Below are 15,251 nucleotides of genomic sequence, written 5' to 3' on the forward strand. Positions count from 1 at the left end.
CAAGCCCTTCGATTGCGACGACCGACTTGGGCGTCGGGGTATTCTTGATTGCTGCTTCCATCGAGTTCCGGGTCTCGTCGATCTCAAGCGCCCGCTCGGGTTCGCGCAGCGCCTGATCGAACTGGCTGCGGGACTAATCACTCACACGATTGATCGTCCGCATCATCGCTCCGGCTGACCTCATCGCCTTGGGCAGCTGTTTCGGCCCGAACCCGATCAACGCCACCACGACGATGACGAGCAGTTCAATCCCACGGATGCCAAACATCCAAAGGCTCCCTCGCCGGCGCTCGTGACTTTCGACAAAATCAGCCGCGTTAGAGCACCTGATCTGAGTCCCCGCCAATTGCAAGCCGATGAGCGTTCATCGTTGCGCCAGGCCTCGGTCTGCCGCGCCGGCTGCCCCTCCGTCTCTGGGCTGAGGCGCCCGGCTAGCTAGAGTTTGAACAATCGGGAGCGGCCCGGCGCAAGAAGGAGATGGTGAAGAACCTCCTCGACGCGGTTATGGAACAGGCACCACGCGTCGTAGACGAGCAATTGTCGATCCTCGGCCAGGCCGGTGCGATCCAGGCCGTCGATGCTTATTGGGAAGAAACCCTCAAGCAGTGAAGCTGACGCAGTAGGGCAATGCGTCCTCTCGTCACGACGCATTGCCTTGTACCGTGGGGGAACTGTTGTTCTTGTTCCGCTTTGCCCTAGTGAAAATGCGGAAGAGGGTTGAATTTCAGCGCAGAAGAGCGACATAGATGACTGCTTACGGACGACATCTGCACCATGACTGCCTGGTCGCATTCATGGATGTTGTCTACTATCGGCCGACAGTTCGGCAGCTGACAAACCATGGAGGGTGCGGCGATGTACAACCCAAGCCAGGAGCGTGCCACTATGCGATTTCAGACCAGCTTTTTGGCCTTGTCACTGTGTGTGTTTCTGGCCTTTTCTAACGTGGTCTTCGCACAGGATTCGGCTGGCACGGAAGGAGAATCGGTTCGGCAGGCCCCGGCAGAAGTCTCCGAGGCCGATCGCCTCGCGCACCTTGTTGCCGCGAATGCGGACAATGCAAGCGCGTTGCGCAAGATGTTTGTCGTCAACGAGGTTCGCGTGACGAACATCAGGAAGGAGTTCCCGAAGCGTGAACGAGAGGTCATTCGCGAGGCGGTGACGCTCAACCAGGAAGAGGTCGATGAATTGCGCAACGCTGTGCAGTCAAATTCCCCTGTTTTTAGACGCGCTAGCGAGCAGCTTGGCGATGTCTCAAAGGTAATCGCAGCTGAAATGACCGAATCAGACGTGGTTTTGTACGTGGACGAGTGACGCTGTCGCTTTGCTACCTTGAACTCAACGGGCCGCGCTCCGCTCGTTTTACCCGAATTCGGTGTTGACAGTCCGCTACGGCGATCAAGAAACGACGCCGACATGCAGGATGACGAGCGCGGTTCGGCTGCAGGACTCGCATGTTGTCACTTGAATGGGTCTGCCGAATTCCGTGTGTTCTTGAGGCGAATGTTATCGGGAGCCATCGCGCCGCCGGAGACGATGAACGCAATGGCGTCGTTCTTGGTCCAGTCAAGCCATACGAGGCGCGATGTGGGGACGATCTCAACGAAGCCGGACGTCGGGTTTGGTGTGGTCGCGACATACACCGCCGCAAGCTCTTCCCGATCCTCCGTCGCGGGAAAGATACGCGTCACGATGCCGACGGCACGCATCTCGGGCGTTGGAAACTCGATCAGCACCACTCGCTGCCCGCCGGGCGTTCCATCGCCACGCAAAGCATCTATCAGCGTCTGCGTTGCCCCGTAGACGGTTCGTGCGAGCGGTATGGCGTCCACAATCCGATTCACGACACTTAGCAAGCGCCGACCGATGACGGCGTTGGCGGCCCGACCGAGGAGCGCAAGGACCGCCAGTGTGATCACGACGGCCAGGGCGGACTGAAACCAGTCGGCGATTAGGAGATCGGCCAAGCCACCCGAGGTCGGCCTTAGAGTGCGCGAAAGTGCACCCACGATTGGCCGCCCCAACTGGATGAGCAGATCCACCACGAACCAGACGACCCAAACGGTGACCCAGAGCGGGATGACCGTCAGGATGCCAGTGACGATATATCGAGTCACGGATTGCATAAATTTGCCTCTCGATCAGCCGCAGCGTTGGCATTGATTCAGGAAATCGTCGCCCGGCACGGGCCGCCTTAGCATGGATCCAGGGGGCAGATCGCCACGCAAAATGGCTGCGTCGATAATGATATGGATCGTGTTGCTGATCATCAGGAAAATAGGAGAATCGGTAAATTGCTGATCCCGGTGCAAACCATCGCCTCGCGTCCCATCGCGTTGGCGGCTCGGAAGATCATGCCGGCATCACCCTCGAAGCTTCTGCTGAACTGGATCATGCCCGGCTTGTCTTCGCCTGCCGCTCGGCCCGCGGCTTCGACCCAAATCGCGACCGTCCAGGTGCAGGAGATCGAAGGCAACGAAGCACAGCCGGCTCGGTTCGGCCTCCGGCGAGATGCGGGCAATTTTGTTGCTCAACGTCGCTTCTGGTGTTTCATTCTGATAGATTTCGTTACGCGGTATCTAACGCCCACTCCACCCCCGGAGGGAGATAGCGGTCGGGCCGCCTAACGCTCCCCCTGGTTTGCGCGTTGAAGATTCGAAACTTTTCAGCTGAAATCTAGGCGAACATATTCTTCCAATCATCTCTCAGGCGGCTTGTTGCGCCGCGAATCCCTGCGCTCGTGCAGGGTTGCAACGCTGCCTTCAGGTCGCGCACGCCAGTCATCAGCTCGTCTCTCAACTCGCACTGCCCAGCCTGGTGATGAGGGTTTGCGGCAGCTCGATCCTCACTCGCCATACCCATGAACACCTGAAGATCGCAGCCTAGTACGCGAAGGCGCGCCTTGTAGTCCGATGCCATGGCGCGGGGAGTGCCTGCCCCCACAAGGGGTTCGGGAGCGGGAAACGCCGCTGGCTCAAACCAATGAAGGACGGCGACACTACCTCAACCTGACGATGACGTAGGCGACGAGTCCGGCGACAATACCAGGTAGCCCAAATTCGATTCCTGTCTCCAGGCTCCAGGCGAGGAAGCCGGGAGTGTTTTCCGCCGCTGCCGTGAAAAACCGCGAAGAGTACCATGCCGCGACGGCAATGACAGCGACGATAGCCGTCAGAATCGAGATCAGCATTGCAAGGACGAACCCCATCAGGCTGATGGCAAGGCTGCGCTTCAGCCTGATGGCGAGGCGCCCACACACGATCACGTTCACCAACCCCAACACGAAATTGAACCAGGCGAAGTTGCCTAGTATCGCAGATTCGAATTCAATCATGCAGCGCCCTTCGCATTTGCAGTCGACGTCCTAAGGAAAATCGAGCGTAGGCGGAATCGAGTCGGAGCCAAGCTCTCCTTCTGATCTCGATACCCGCGTTGACGACCTCGACGCTTTTTCATCACCAAAAGGGATAGCACGCGCACTGCCCGGACTGCCAAGTAGGTGCCGGCGCGATCCAGTTCTTGCTTGCGTGTGGCTGCTGTGTTTCGGCTTCTCGGCGCAATGCATATCCGGTGATTAGCCCCTGCCTATCGAAGTCACCGTAGCGGTCAACAATCCCGCAGGGCGCCCGTCCGAGTCGAACCTTTCAGGGCGCGCGCCGCCTACGGATCGAGCATGTTCCACTCTTCGCCCAACAAGGCCTATGTTGCCCGTTCACCACGTAACCGCTCGGCGACACGCCCGAATTGCGGTAGCCGCCACGACGTGGCTGATCTCGGAACTGCCTCGACCGTTTAATCGCTGACCGGGTTGTCGTCCCCGCCTGTCGTATCGTCGCTCTGCTGCTCTGACAAAGCCCGCGGCGGCATTACAGGCGTCACGCCGATATCCGGGGCAGGTTCGACAATGTCGCGGTCCCCAACTCTCTGGGGCTTGAGCACGCCCTCGCAGCGTTCCAGTTTTTCGGCTTCATGATTGCCAGCTTCGGGCTCAACTCGGCAGGCGCCTTGAGCAGGTGTTTCATCTGCCGCCTGAGCGAACGTTCCGCCCATCGGTAAACTGACCATCGCGCAAAGAGCAAGCGCTCCTGTCACGAACTTGCTTCGGATCTTCACAATCATCTATTCAACTCCCAATATTTGGGGGCTTGGCAAAGCTGGAGCGATTGGAGTTCCGTGCGAACAGAGACTGAACGTTGCAGTCTGTCGGATGCTCGCAGGACCTATACCCTTCTGGTCGCGCAGTCGCCCCCGCAACAACCAGGTGTAGAGCGTGACGAGGTCGCCCTCGACGTCCGCCACGATGATCCGGGAGACGTCGGTAAGCTGGTCCTCGGCACGGCGATGGACGGGAGTGTTGGATTGGATAGCGACGCGTAGCTCCTCCACCCTGTGCTCACCACGACGGTTCGGATGGTCTCCCCTTCAGTTGGCCGAGCGTCTCGCGGATTCCGCGTACTCTGACGCGGCCGACCACTACCATGGCCCTGATTTCGCTTGCGGCCTCAGCACTTGCAAGCACCAGCCGTTCCAGGCGCGCCGCAGAATCGGCCGGGACGGGTGTGGCATCTAATCCGGTGTTACGGAGTCTCCGCTCGCTGCGTAAGTGCTGCCGCGACCATGACGGCAGCCGCCTCGCAAAAGGTCATCACCTCATGCTTCGAGACCACTCGTCCACCTGATGCTCGGCTTCCTCCTTCGCGATCCCGTATCGTTCCTGAACCCGACCCGCAAGCTGGTCGCGGTTTCCTTCCGCGCGGTCAAGATCGTCATCCGTGAGATCGCCCCATTGCTCTTTCGCCTTGCCCTTGAACTGCTCCCACTTTCCCTTGATCTGGTCCCAATTCATCTCCGTTCCTCCTAGTCGATTCGGGTTACCAATGGGGGAATGCATCCAGCCAGAGGAGGTTCCTGTAGGAGACCAGAGATAGCCGAATTGGAGCGCAGGGAGCTATTCCTGCTCCGGCTCCGTTTCCCCCGGCACGGTGGTCTCTTCCTCCAGTGTGTCCCTGATCCAGATCTTCTTGACGGCGACGAAGCAGACGACGGTCAGCGGCGTGGCCAGCAACACGCCGAGCGGCCCGAACAGAATACCGAACGCCACGATGGCGAAGACAGTCAGCGCCGGAGGGAGGTCCACTGCCCGTTGTTGGACAAGCGGAGTGATGAGTGCGCCCTCTACCTGCTGGACAGCCACATAGAGGCCCAGAACCCACGCAGCGGTGACGGGGCCCTCCGCTAGCGCGACAGCAACCGCAGGGGCGGCGCTTAGTATCGGTCCGACGAACGGGATGAACTCAAGCAGCCCGGCAATGAAGCCCAGCGCCAGCGAGGAAGGAACCCCCAGGAGCCACAGGCCCGCTGTCGTCAGCGCTCCCACGAACAGCATTGCCAGCAGTTGCCCGAGCAACCACAGCCGAAGGGCATCGCCCAGCAGATCAACTGTTTGCGCAGCCTCGTCCCGCGCTTTCGCAGGCACGAGCATGAGAAATCCCTCGCGGTAGGATCCGGGATGCAGCGCAAGATAGACGCCGCCCACCAGCACCAGCAGGACGTTGGCGGCGATTCCAGCGGCCCAACTCGAATATCCGGCGACGTCGCCGACAAGCGTGGCATCGTCAAACGCGCTCCGAGCACGCTCGGCAATCCATTCGTCAATGTCCTCCGAGCCGAGCCGCTTCTCCAGGGACTCCAGCAACTCGGGAATTCGGTCCGTGAGTTGTGTCGCCTGTTCCATGAGCTGGGTGCCGAGCAGGACAGAGAAGCCGGCGAGCAGAAGGAGAATCGCCAATACCGCAGCGGCCAACGACGCCTTCTCGCCGAGGGGAGTGTGTTCCGCGAATAATCCAGATAGCGCGCGAAGCATGATGGCGAAGAGGATTGCAGCGAACACCAGAAGCAGCAGGTGGGCGAGTTCCCAAAGGATCAGTCCGGCGGCAACGACGCCGGCCGCCACCAAAAGGAGACGGAAATAAAATCCCCAGTCTGCCCCCGTCCTACCTCGATGAATCTCAGGCAATTCCTGGTCCTTCCCTAGCGGTCACGGTTCGAATGCAGTCGACGATGAATGGTTTCGGAACGGTGGCGCGCCAGCGGGGTTCCGGACTGACGGCTCGCGAACCAATCAGCGGTTCGGGAGTTGTCGGAGGCATTGAAGGAGGAAACCCATGCTCAAGATCGTTGGCGGAACCGTAGGCGTCATATTCCTCATCGGCCTGCTCGTGGTGATGGGCCTGCTCATGCTGATCTTCTAGAAAATCCCGTCGCGGGGCGGCGATTGGCATCGCGTCCGCATCGCAAATTTCTATCAGTTCGGAACTGTGGGGCCGGCCAACGGTAGCCCCTTCCTCTGCAGCTAAAAAACCCCGCCTGCGTCGGCGGCGCGTTCGCCGCGGGATCACAGAACTCGCTCCCGCCTTAGGCGATACCTGCGCGCTTCAGTCCTTCAAGGAAAACCTCGAGCTGCTCCGGGTTCTTGACGTAGAAGAGCCGTTCAGCGGCGAAACGGCGTGTGAAGTCGGGGCGCATCCGGAGGAGCGCTGAAATGGCCTCGTCCGCTTGGCGGCGGTCGCCGAGATGGCCGAGAGCCGAGACGAGGTTCGCATTGGCCCAGTAGTGGGCATTCGGCACCTGCGTCGCGCGGCGCGCCCAGCTGGCGGCCTCCTGGAACTCTCCGCCAAACAGATGGGCGAGCGAGCGGTAGGACATGAAGGCCCAACGGAACGGATCGTGCGGGCTAAGCTCGATCGCAGTCTGGAACCGGCCGATCGCCTCCTCGATCCTGCCTTCGTAGGCAAGCGAATCGCCGAGGCCGCAGTGGGAAAGCGCCAGGCAGGGGTTGAGGCGCAGCGCCTCATCGAGCGCATCGATGGCGAGTTCATACTCGCAGCGCGCTAGGCGCACGCGGCCAAGCGCGAACAACGAGTTGGCGTCCTGATCGTCGTGGTCGAGGCCGCGTAGGGCAAGGTTCAGCGCTTCGTCCAGCCGCGCCTCGTCCCGCTCACCGTCGAAATAGACCATCTCAAGGATCATCGCATAGGCGAGCCGGGCGTAAGGGCTGCCAAACTCGGGATCCTGCTGAATCGCCTGGCGCATCAGGCGCTGGCAGCGGCGATTGCTTTCGCCAGTGAAGCGGTAGAATTCGATCGAGCCGAGCTGATACAGTTCCCAGGCGCCAAGATTCTTTCTGGTCTGGCGGGCCGCCCGCTGCTGTTCCGCAATTCCGAGCTCGGTCGCGAGGCGTGCAGAGACGAGGCGCGCGATCTCCTCCTGCAACTCGAAGATGTCCGTCATGTCGCGATCGAAGGCCTCGCTCCAAAGACAGCGCATATCCCGGGTATCGATCAACTGGACGGTGATCCGCACCCGGTTGCCGTCGCGCCGGACGCTCGACGCGACGAGATAGTCAGCGCCGGCCGACCGTGCGATCTCGGCGAGGTCATCGCTAGACCGTTCTAGCGCAAAGGCGGTGCTACGCGGAATCACGCGCAGCCATCGGTTGCGCGCGAGCGCGGTAATGATGTCCTCGGTCAGCCCCTGGGCCATCACCCTGCCTCGACCGTCCTGATCGAGGCTGGTGCAGGGCAGGACGACAAGAGTCGGCATGCCCGTGCGCCCTCCTGGCAGCGGTTCCGCCGCGTCGGCTCCTCCGGGGACCAGCTGCCGACGCAGGCGAAAGCCACGTCCGTGTACCGTCGCGATTATCTGTTGGGAGTTGCCGTCGTCGCCGAGAGCACGCCGAGCCGCCTTGATCTGGCTGCTGAGCGCCGCGTCGGAGACGATCCGGTCGTGCCAGATTTCGCTGAAAATCTCGTCCCGCGTAACCGTGCGGCCGATGTTGCGGGCGAGGAAGGTGAGCAGGTCGAAGGTTCGCGGTTCGATCGGCACCGGCTGGCCATCGCGGCGAAGCTCGAAGCGCACCAGGTCGAGCTCGAAATTCCCGAACCGGATCGGTCCGACGGGCTCGTCGTCGGTTGAAGTTTGCACCGTCGAGCGGCTCATGAGCAGCTCCCGGATCTGGCGAACAGCGGACGGACGGCCGCCCATCCGGCTTCGCACAATCGTTTTCCACCGCCACTGACCGTCTGCCCGCACAAGCAACGCGCAGCACCTGCAGCGACGATTTCGCCTGCCAAGACTAGCAGTAACGGCCGTCATCCCGCAAGAAAAGCCGGCCGATCAGCGTCCTCACTCCCTTGGATTGGAGCCGCCGATCACCCAAGAAGAGCTTGGCATGATGATCCCCTCCGCCGAGTTCGTCTGCTGGCGGATCGCCGCGGCGAGAGCCTCCTCGATCTCCGGCCGCCGCGCCTCGGCTGCCTCTCCAGCCTCCCGGAACACCTCGCCGGCAGGGCCGATCGCGAGTTGGAAGGCGATCGCGTCGCGCACATCATGGCCGACGAGGACCGGCGCATCGACGCGCCCGAAGGTGATGTTCTCGTAGCCGGCAATCTCCATCATCTTGCGCACCATCGGCTCGTCGGCCATCGAAAAAGGACCCGGCCCACATGTGCGCGCGTCCCCGCCCGGCGGCGGCAGAAATCGCAGTACGACGTCCTTGGCCATCGACAGCCATGGGTTGTCCGCCGAGTTGCGCCAGACGATATGGGTCATCCGCCCACCGGGCCGGAGCGCGCGGCGCATGTTCCGGAGCCCGGCGACCGGATTGGCGAAGAACATGGTGCCGAAGCGGGCGAAAACAAAGTCGAATGCGCCTTCGGGCAGCGCGATTTCGGCGTCGCCGCGGATGAAGCGGAGGTTGTCGAGGCCCTCCTGCTCGCGCTCGGCCTCGGCTGCGGCGAGAAAGGCGTCGCAACAGTCGATGCCCACTACCTCGCCCTCCGGGCCGACGATGCGCGCGAGCTTGATTGCGGTGTCGCCGAAACCGCAGCCCACATCGAGCACGCGGTCTCCCGGCCCGACCGGTAGCTTGGGAAACACCGCCTCGCTGTGATGCGTCAGGCCGTCGACGAGGATGTGGCGAAAGCGGATGAACTTGGGCGCCAGCACCTCGTTCCAGAACTGCACAAACTCGGTGTCCTCCGGCGGCGGCGCGGCGGCGGGGCTGGTCGCCTGATCGAGCGCGGTCATGGTCATTCTCCCTTCCAGCTTGTCACGTCAGTCCGAAGGTTACGCTCGCCGAACCATCAAGGCTTGCGCGTTTCCTGGGCATTCCCGGGGGAATTCCTGACCGCGCAATCGGCTGGCTGCCATCGTTCGCCCCGCAGGCTTGCCGGTTCGGGAGGACAGGAAACTTCCAAAGAAAACTCACAAAGCCGTCAAGCGCGGCGGCGGTCGCTTTCGTAGCCTGGTGATGGCGGAACGCCGGCTCCGGCTGAGCCGGACATGACGCCACCGGAAAGCGCCTCAGGGCGCAATTGGAAAGAGGAGAACCCGATGACCAACTCCCGAATATACACATCCCAGGCCGCCCGTCGTGTGGCAGCCACTTTCGCGGCGATCGCGCTCTTTGCGCCGGCGGCCATGGCGCAGGACGACCACGTCCTGATCGAGAGCGATGCTTTCACTTACGAGCCGGGGCCAGGCTCTCTGGCTGAGGGCGCGGAATACCAGGTGCTCTATGGTGATCCGGGCGGGAAGGGCGTCTTCGCCATGCGCCTCAAGCTTCCGGACGGCTTCCACATCGCGCCCCACCACCACGGCCAGCCCGAGATCGTCACGGTGATCTCCGGCAGGTTCCGCGTAGGCATGGGCGAGGAGGCCAACCACGACGCCGCGACCGCGCTCGAGCCCGGCGGCTTCTTCGCTTACCCGCCGGGCATGGCCCACTACGCCTATGCCGATGGCGAGACGGTTATCCAGCTCAACAGCACCGGGCCCTGGACGATCACCTACGTCCGCGATGAAGACGATCCGAGGACGCAGTGAGGGGCACAGGATAGCCGGCCGGACGGGCTGGCCACCGGCCCTACGGCGCTCGCGGTCGTGGCCCGCTATGGCACCAGCCTGGCTGGCCGCATCGTCCTCACTGTAGCCCTCCACGAAGGCGGAAAGGACCGGAACCTTCGGTCCGCCAGCCCATTAAGTTAACGATCGACCACTGATCGATCCCATCACCAGGAAAGGAAAATCGACCAGGAAAGGAGAAAATCATGAGACTTAAAGTGCTCCCGATCGCAGTTCTCGCGGCGACGCTTGCCGGTGGCGCCTTTGCGCAGTCCGGCCCGGCCCCGGCTGTCGACCCGACCACGACCGGTTCCCTGGAAGATCCCACTCTGATGAGGCCCTTCTTCACTGACGACACGTTGACGACGATGCGCTCCGATGAGGAGATCCGTGCGGCATTCAATGATATGTCGCCCACGGCACAAGAGAGATTGATCCAAGACTGTGACAATCCTGCGAAGCATCGAGAACAGTATCACTACGGCCTGTGCGAAAAGATCAGATAGTTGGCAGCCTAAAAACACGCGTCGGGCATCTTCGCCCGCCGCGTGTTTTATCCGTCGTCGAGACATTTGCAGCCAAAAGTCGCGGCATGCCCGTGCAAGCGAGATCGCCCAAATAGGGGTCAGGACAAGTTCAGAACCTTGCGCTAAGAGCGAACGGATCGTGAACCCTATGCTGCTCGACGGATTTGGGTCGGAAGTCTGAGCGACCGGAAACCTTCAGGCATTTGATGCTCTGCATCCCAGGTGTAGATGCCGGTCAGGTTGATGTGCTCCCAACTCAGCGGCGAGATGTGCTTCAGCAGCGTCTCGGGAATGTTCCTGCCCGACATTTTGCGACCGCGCGGTCAAGATAGACCGTATTCCAATGGACGATCGCGCTGACGACAAGATTGAGGCCCGATGCGCGGAATGCCTAACTTTCGAACGACCGGTCGCGGAGTTCGCCACGCTCATGGAAGAAGACTGCGCGTTTAAGTTTGTGCGCTGCCTCGCCTTGTTGAGACCGGCCTGACATCGCCGGCGCAATACCGGGCTCGAATACCATTCGATCATGAAGAGCGACCGCTCGATGCGGCCGAGTTCCCGAAGAGCCTTGGCCAGTTGGCTTTCCTTCGGTGATGCCGAGAGCTTCTTCAGGATGGTTGACGGCACGACGGATCGCGTGGTGATCGACGCCGCCAGATGAAGCAGATCGTCCCAGTGGTCGAGAATAAGCGTGGTGTTGATCGGCGCTCCGATGTGGTTCGTCAGCGCCGGGTAAGCATCCCCTTGCTCGAATGTGGGGAACTTCCGACCTTTGAGGTTGCGCAGCCGAGGCGCGAAGCGTTTACCGATCAGAGCGAATAGCCCAAAGACATGATCGCTCGCGCCGCCTGTGTCGGTGAAGTGCTCCTGGATGTTCGAGGACCCGTATCCTGATCGAAAAAGCCCATCGAGCACATGCCTGCCGCAGCCGAAGAATTGAATGCCGAGATCAGCGAGCTGTATCCACTGGTCGAGGTGCCGGACCTTTTGAGAGAAGTGCACGAATGGACAGGCTTAGCCGATCATTTAACCGAAGCCGCCTATAGGTGGCGACGTCGGCTATCCATGCGCCGCGCCGCTACCTTACGTCGGAGAGCCGAAAGCCGTGCGCTATTCGCCTGTGCTCGCCTGCTGCCGACGCCGATAGCGGCGGAGGAACATCTGGAACAGCGGCAGCATGAACAGGAGGAGTGCCACCACCATGATTGGCGCGGACAGGGGGCGCTGGAAGAAGATCGCCATGGAGCCGTCGCTCATGATCAAACTCTGGCGCAGCGCCTCTTCGGTCGAAAACCCGAGCACCAGGGCCACGATCAGCGGCGCCAGCGGATAATCCATACGGCGCAGGATGAAGCCGATGACGCCGAAGATGACTGCAAGCCAGACGTCGAGGAAGGCGTTCTGGACGGCATAGGCGCCGATGAGGGACAGCACGACGATGAGGGGCGCCATGATGGCGTAGGGGGTGCGCAGCATCATCGCCAGCAGGGGCGTCGCGGTCAGGCAGATAAGGAGCGCGGCGATGTTGGCGAGATAGAGGCTGGCGATAAACGACCAGACGAATTCGGGCTGCTCGGTGAACAGGCGCGGGCCTGGAATGAAGCCCCACATGAAGACGCCGGCCATCAGGATGGCGGCGGTCGGCGAGCCCGGGATGCCGAGCACCAGCATCGGCAGAATGGCGCCGGTGCCGGCGGCGTTGTTTGCCGCCTCCGGCGCGATGACGCCCTCGATGGCGCCTTTGCCGAACTTCTCGGGATGCTTCGAGATCTTTTGGGCGAAGCCGTAAGCCATGAAGGAAGCCGGCGTGGCGCCGGCGCCGGGCAGGATGCCGGTGATGAAGCCCAGCACCGCGGAACTGCTGGCCAGTCCGATGTTGCTGAACACGGCCCTGGCGCCCGCGGTGATGTCGTGCATGCCGAGCCTGGCGGCGCGCGTCACATCTTCGATCTGGACCTTGTAGCGCTCAGCGGCATTGGAAAGGACTTCGCCGATGCCGAAAAGTCCGATGGTGATGGGCACGAAATGGAAGCCGCGCATCAGCTCGACGGTGCCGAACGTCAGCCGTGGCTGGCCTGTCACCACGTCGAGCCCGACGGTCGACAACAGGAAGCCGGCGGCGATCATGATCAGCGCCTTGCCGGGCGAGCCACCCATGCCGATGAACGTGCCGAATGCGATCATCAGCACCGCGAACATTTCCGGCGGGCCGAAGCGCAAGGCCATCTCGGCGAACGGCACGGCGAAGAAGGTGAACAGCACCGAGGCGATGGCGGCGCCGAAGAACGAGACCCAGAAGCCGGTCGACATGGCAAGCCCGGCCTTGCCCTGCTTGGCCAGCGGCCGTCCGTCGAACATCACGGCGACCGACCAGGGATTGCCCGGCACGCCGAATAGAATCGAGGTGATCAGGCCGCCATACATCGAGCCCCAATAAATGCCGGCCAGCATGACGAGCGCCGAGACCGGCTCGAAGAAGACCGTGACGGGAAGCAGGATAGCCACTCCGGTGGTCCCGCCCACGCCCGGGAGCACGCCGACCAGCAACCCCAAGATAATGCCGAGCGTCATGAAGCCGATGCGGCTCGGGGTGAGCAGCGTATCGAACCCCGTCATCAGAAGGTCGAAGGCTTCCATGATCTTATTTCATCTCCAGCATGCTGTGATGGGGGAGCATGTCAGAAAGGCAGGATGTTCGACCTGTAGAAGGCGCTCATGGGCATCGAGATGTTGAACCCCTCGCGCAGCGTGATCCATAAGGCGACAGGCAAAATGATGCCTCCGGCCAAGGCCGAATACCAGCGGAACTTGCCATACCACGCCATGAAGAAGGCGAGATACACCCCGGCGCTGACGTACATGCCGAGCAAGGGAATAAGAAGGACCAGGGCAATGATGGGAAGTCCCACCTTGAGCAGGTCCTCCACCTCTTGGGGCGCCTCGAAGAACGGCCGCATGTCGGGGGTGCGATAGGCGTTGACGTAAGCCACGCCGAGCGTGCCCAGGATCATCGCGATCGAAAGAACGAAAAGAAAAAAGCCGGCCTGGGGGCCGGATTCCCCCCAGGTCGGCCCGAGCCGCACCGACTCGTTCACGATCACGACGCCCAGGAAGAGTAGAACGAGGATAAATCCGATCTCCACCGCTCTATGGGTCGTTCTCATCCAGATGGGCGTCATGATGTATTCTCGTCAGAAGTCGGCTTCGTTGTTATCGCGACGTTAGCCGCCGGTTCTTTCACGCAGGTCGTCGCGAAGCTCCCAGCCGAAGACGTCCCTCATCATGCGGACATGATTGTCTTCAAAAGTAACAAGGAACTCCTTGTAGCCTTCGGAACCCCTGTAGGTTCCGAGCATGCCGTTCGTCTTCATGAACTCCTGCCATTCCGCGGAGTCGAAGACCTTCTTGAACAGCTCGTCGTACCACGCCTTCGCGTCTTCGGGCATGTTGGGCGGGCCGATCAGGCCACGCACCTGATGCAGGCCGGTCTCCAGGTCGAGAAGCTCGGCGTATTCGTTGTTGTTCTCGGTGCCGATCTCAAGCTCCCAGTGGGTCGGGGTATCCGGCGAAGCCGGGTGCCGATCCTTGGCGAAGACGACGAGGGGGATGAGCTTGTCGGGAAAGTGCGGCAGCGCCTCGGCTGGCTGGTTCACGTTGAAGTCCGAATGGCCGCCGGCCACGTTCGACGCGACCACGCCGCCGCCCGACTGGGGAACGTAGCGGAAGGGCTCACAGCCGGCCGCTTCCTGGATCAGGCCGATCTGGATCTCGTCTTCTTGACGGGCGCCGGTGCCGGTCGCGGTGAGCCGGTTCTCCTTGCAGGCCGCATGGAACTCCTCCCAGGTCTTGTACTTCTCGGGGTTCACCCACAGCAAGAAGGGGTCGGTGGTCATCATCGCCACGGGGGTCAGATCCTCGGAGGTATACATCACCGGGATCTTCTGCTGCAGCGGTGTGGTGACGATGCTGTTCAGCGTCGGTGTCAGGTAATGTGGATCGCCGTCCTGGCTGTACAGATAGGTCAGCGCCACGGCGCCCGCGCCGCCCGGCATGTTCACCGGCGTAAACGGCACTGGTGACAGCTCATACTTCTCAATGATGCCGAGCCACAGTCGGGTATAGATGTCCGAGCCGCCGCCCGGCGAGGTCTGGATGACGAACTCGATCGGCCGTTCCGGCTGCCATTGGGCGAGCGCATTGGATGGCGCCATGACGGCGCCGAGGCTGAGGCCCGCCACCAAGCAGAGGCCCGGACCTATGCCGATGCCGATGTCGGCACGCGCTACATGTCTTTCTCGATTCATGATTTCCTCCCTTAAGCATCCTTCGGTGCTCGATATCCTCCCATGAGCATTCTTTGGTACTTGCAACCATCGCCGGACACGCTCCCGTGCGAACACCCGGCGCGCGGGATCCGAACGGCGACACCTTGCTGGCCACAGCGGCAGGGAGGGGGATCAGTGAAAGCTGCTTCACTAGGACTCCCTCCCAAGAAATTCGTCCGTTCGGATCGTTTCCGCATGCCCCTTACGAGGGCGAGGGCTGCGGAGTTGTTGCGCGCAGCGCCCGGTGCAAGCCGGAGCGAGGCACACAAGGCATACAGTATAATGTATATCAGTTTGCGCGCAAATGTCGGCGGTCGACGGCAAGGGCTCAGGCGAAGGAGCTGATCATCAGCGAGCGTTGAAGGACTCAACATCCTCGCCGCCGGCTGGATCCTCGAGCGCTCCCGGCAAGTCGCCCGCCAGCAGCTTTTCCTTCGAAAGCAAGCCCGCGTCCTCGAGCGCCTCGGCGTCGGGCAGGTCGCGCAGCGAATTG

At 61.7% G+C, this 15,251-nt stretch carries 17 protein-coding genes and 2 pseudogenes; 6 read left to right on the top strand and 13 right to left on the bottom strand.

Translation table 11 applies throughout. The features are described 5' to 3' along the window. Positions 1-133: 133 nt before the first annotated feature. Positions 134-268: a twin-arginine translocase TatA/TatE family subunit gene (locus tag MAXJ12_RS40240; protein ID WP_008839723.1), complete on the bottom strand. Its 135-nt coding sequence runs from the start codon at positions 266-268 to the stop codon at positions 134-136. A gap of 209 nt (positions 269-477) precedes the next feature. On the opposite strand from MAXJ12_RS40240, the gene MAXJ12_RS39755 reads away from it, so the two are divergent. Then, positions 478-609, top strand: coding sequence for a hypothetical protein (locus tag MAXJ12_RS39755; RefSeq protein WP_008839724.1), 132 nt, complete (start codon positions 478-480; stop codon positions 607-609). Between the two features lie 276 nt (positions 610-885). After that, the gene (locus MAXJ12_RS29050; protein ID WP_244421640.1) at positions 886-1,314 is read left to right on the top strand and encodes a hypothetical protein; all 429 of its coding nucleotides are present in this window, start codon (positions 886-888) and stop codon (positions 1,312-1,314) included. Between the two features lie 146 nt (positions 1,315-1,460). On the opposite strand, the gene MAXJ12_RS29055 is transcribed toward MAXJ12_RS29050, so the two are convergent. Continuing rightward, positions 1,461-2,126 (bottom strand): DUF502 domain-containing protein, encoded by a 666-nt coding sequence (locus MAXJ12_RS29055; RefSeq protein ID WP_008839726.1) that lies wholly within the window; start codon positions 2,124-2,126, stop codon positions 1,461-1,463. 123 nt (positions 2,127-2,249) lie between these two features. Between MAXJ12_RS29055 and MAXJ12_RS37215 the strand changes: the two genes are divergently transcribed. Continuing rightward, the gene (locus tag MAXJ12_RS37215) at positions 2,250-2,627 is read left to right on the top strand and encodes a hypothetical protein (protein WP_139044096.1); all 378 of its coding nucleotides are present in this window, start codon (positions 2,250-2,252) and stop codon (positions 2,625-2,627) included. Positions 2,628-2,998: 371 nt separating this feature from the next. Here the strand turns inward: MAXJ12_RS37215 and MAXJ12_RS29070 are convergent, their stop codons facing one another. From MAXJ12_RS29070 to MAXJ12_RS29090, 4 genes are all read right to left on the bottom strand, one after another. Beyond that, positions 2,999-3,334 carry a hypothetical protein gene (locus MAXJ12_RS29070; protein WP_008839729.1) on the bottom strand — a complete coding sequence of 112 codons (336 nt, stop codon included), beginning with the start codon at positions 3,332-3,334 and terminating at the stop codon, positions 2,999-3,001. A 458-nt stretch (positions 3,335-3,792) separates the two neighbouring features. Continuing rightward, positions 3,793-4,119, bottom strand: coding sequence for a hypothetical protein (locus MAXJ12_RS34710; RefSeq protein ID WP_008839730.1), 327 nt, complete (start codon positions 4,117-4,119; stop codon positions 3,793-3,795). Between the two features lie 526 nt (positions 4,120-4,645). After that, on the bottom strand, positions 4,646-4,846 hold the full coding sequence (locus tag MAXJ12_RS29085) for a CsbD family protein (protein ID WP_008839732.1): 201 nt from the start codon (positions 4,844-4,846) through the stop codon (positions 4,646-4,648). Positions 4,847-4,948: 102 nt separating this feature from the next. After that, a complete protein-coding gene (locus MAXJ12_RS29090; protein ID WP_244421641.1) occupies positions 4,949-5,953 on the bottom strand; it encodes an AI-2E family transporter in 1,005 nt (334 codons plus the stop codon). A 211-nt stretch (positions 5,954-6,164) separates the two neighbouring features. Here MAXJ12_RS29090 and MAXJ12_RS40385 point away from each other — a divergent pair, with 211 nt between their 5' ends. After that, positions 6,165-6,251, top strand: a complete 87-nt coding sequence (locus MAXJ12_RS40385; RefSeq protein ID WP_478212008.1) for a small membrane protein YohP — start codon at positions 6,165-6,167, stop codon at positions 6,249-6,251. Positions 6,252-6,414: 163 nt separating this feature from the next. Here MAXJ12_RS40385 and MAXJ12_RS29095 read toward each other — a convergent pair whose 3' ends face one another. Both MAXJ12_RS29095 and MAXJ12_RS29100 read right to left on the bottom strand, forming a co-directional pair. Beyond that, positions 6,415-7,998 carry a winged helix-turn-helix domain-containing tetratricopeptide repeat protein gene (locus tag MAXJ12_RS29095; protein WP_157999680.1) on the bottom strand — a complete coding sequence of 528 codons (1,584 nt, stop codon included), beginning with the start codon at positions 7,996-7,998 and terminating at the stop codon, positions 6,415-6,417. A 186-nt stretch (positions 7,999-8,184) separates the two neighbouring features. Further along, complete coding sequence (locus MAXJ12_RS29100) at positions 8,185-9,087, bottom strand: class I SAM-dependent methyltransferase (RefSeq protein ID WP_008839735.1); 903 nt, start codon at positions 9,085-9,087, stop codon at positions 8,185-8,187. A gap of 306 nt (positions 9,088-9,393) precedes the next feature. Here MAXJ12_RS29100 and MAXJ12_RS29105 point away from each other — a divergent pair, with 306 nt between their 5' ends. Continuing rightward, positions 9,394-9,885 carry a cupin domain-containing protein gene (locus MAXJ12_RS29105; protein WP_008839736.1) on the top strand — a complete coding sequence of 164 codons (492 nt, stop codon included), beginning with the start codon at positions 9,394-9,396 and terminating at the stop codon, positions 9,883-9,885. A gap of 224 nt (positions 9,886-10,109) precedes the next feature. Beyond that, the gene (locus MAXJ12_RS29110; protein WP_008839737.1) at positions 10,110-10,409 is read left to right on the top strand and encodes a hypothetical protein; all 300 of its coding nucleotides are present in this window, start codon (positions 10,110-10,112) and stop codon (positions 10,407-10,409) included. 167 nt (positions 10,410-10,576) lie between these two features. On the opposite strand, the pseudogene MAXJ12_RS29115 reads toward MAXJ12_RS29110, so the two are convergent. The 5 genes and pseudogenes from MAXJ12_RS29115 to MAXJ12_RS39295 form a co-directional block, all read right to left on the bottom strand. Then, positions 10,577-11,338, bottom strand: a pseudogene (locus tag MAXJ12_RS29115) (Tn3 family transposase); the annotation flags it as partial. Positions 11,339-11,543: 205 nt separating this feature from the next. Next, positions 11,544-13,070, bottom strand: coding sequence for a tripartite tricarboxylate transporter permease (locus MAXJ12_RS29120; RefSeq protein WP_008839739.1), 1,527 nt, complete (start codon positions 13,068-13,070; stop codon positions 11,544-11,546). A 41-nt stretch (positions 13,071-13,111) separates the two neighbouring features. Then, on the bottom strand, positions 13,112-13,612 hold the full coding sequence (locus tag MAXJ12_RS29125) for a tripartite tricarboxylate transporter TctB family protein (protein ID WP_008839740.1): 501 nt from the start codon (positions 13,610-13,612) through the stop codon (positions 13,112-13,114). Between the two features lie 42 nt (positions 13,613-13,654). Then, entirely contained in the window at positions 13,655-14,671 is a 1,017-nt protein-coding gene (locus tag MAXJ12_RS29130; RefSeq protein WP_244421642.1) for a Bug family tripartite tricarboxylate transporter substrate binding protein, read from the bottom strand. A 435-nt stretch (positions 14,672-15,106) separates the two neighbouring features. Continuing rightward, a pseudogene (locus MAXJ12_RS39295) lies at positions 15,107-15,251 on the bottom strand (SMC-Scp complex subunit ScpB); the annotation flags it as partial.

The sequence above is a fragment of the Mesorhizobium alhagi CCNWXJ12-2 genome, assembly GCF_000236565.1.
In the GTDB taxonomy this organism is placed as follows: domain Bacteria; phylum Pseudomonadota; class Alphaproteobacteria; order Rhizobiales; family Rhizobiaceae; genus Allomesorhizobium; species Allomesorhizobium alhagi.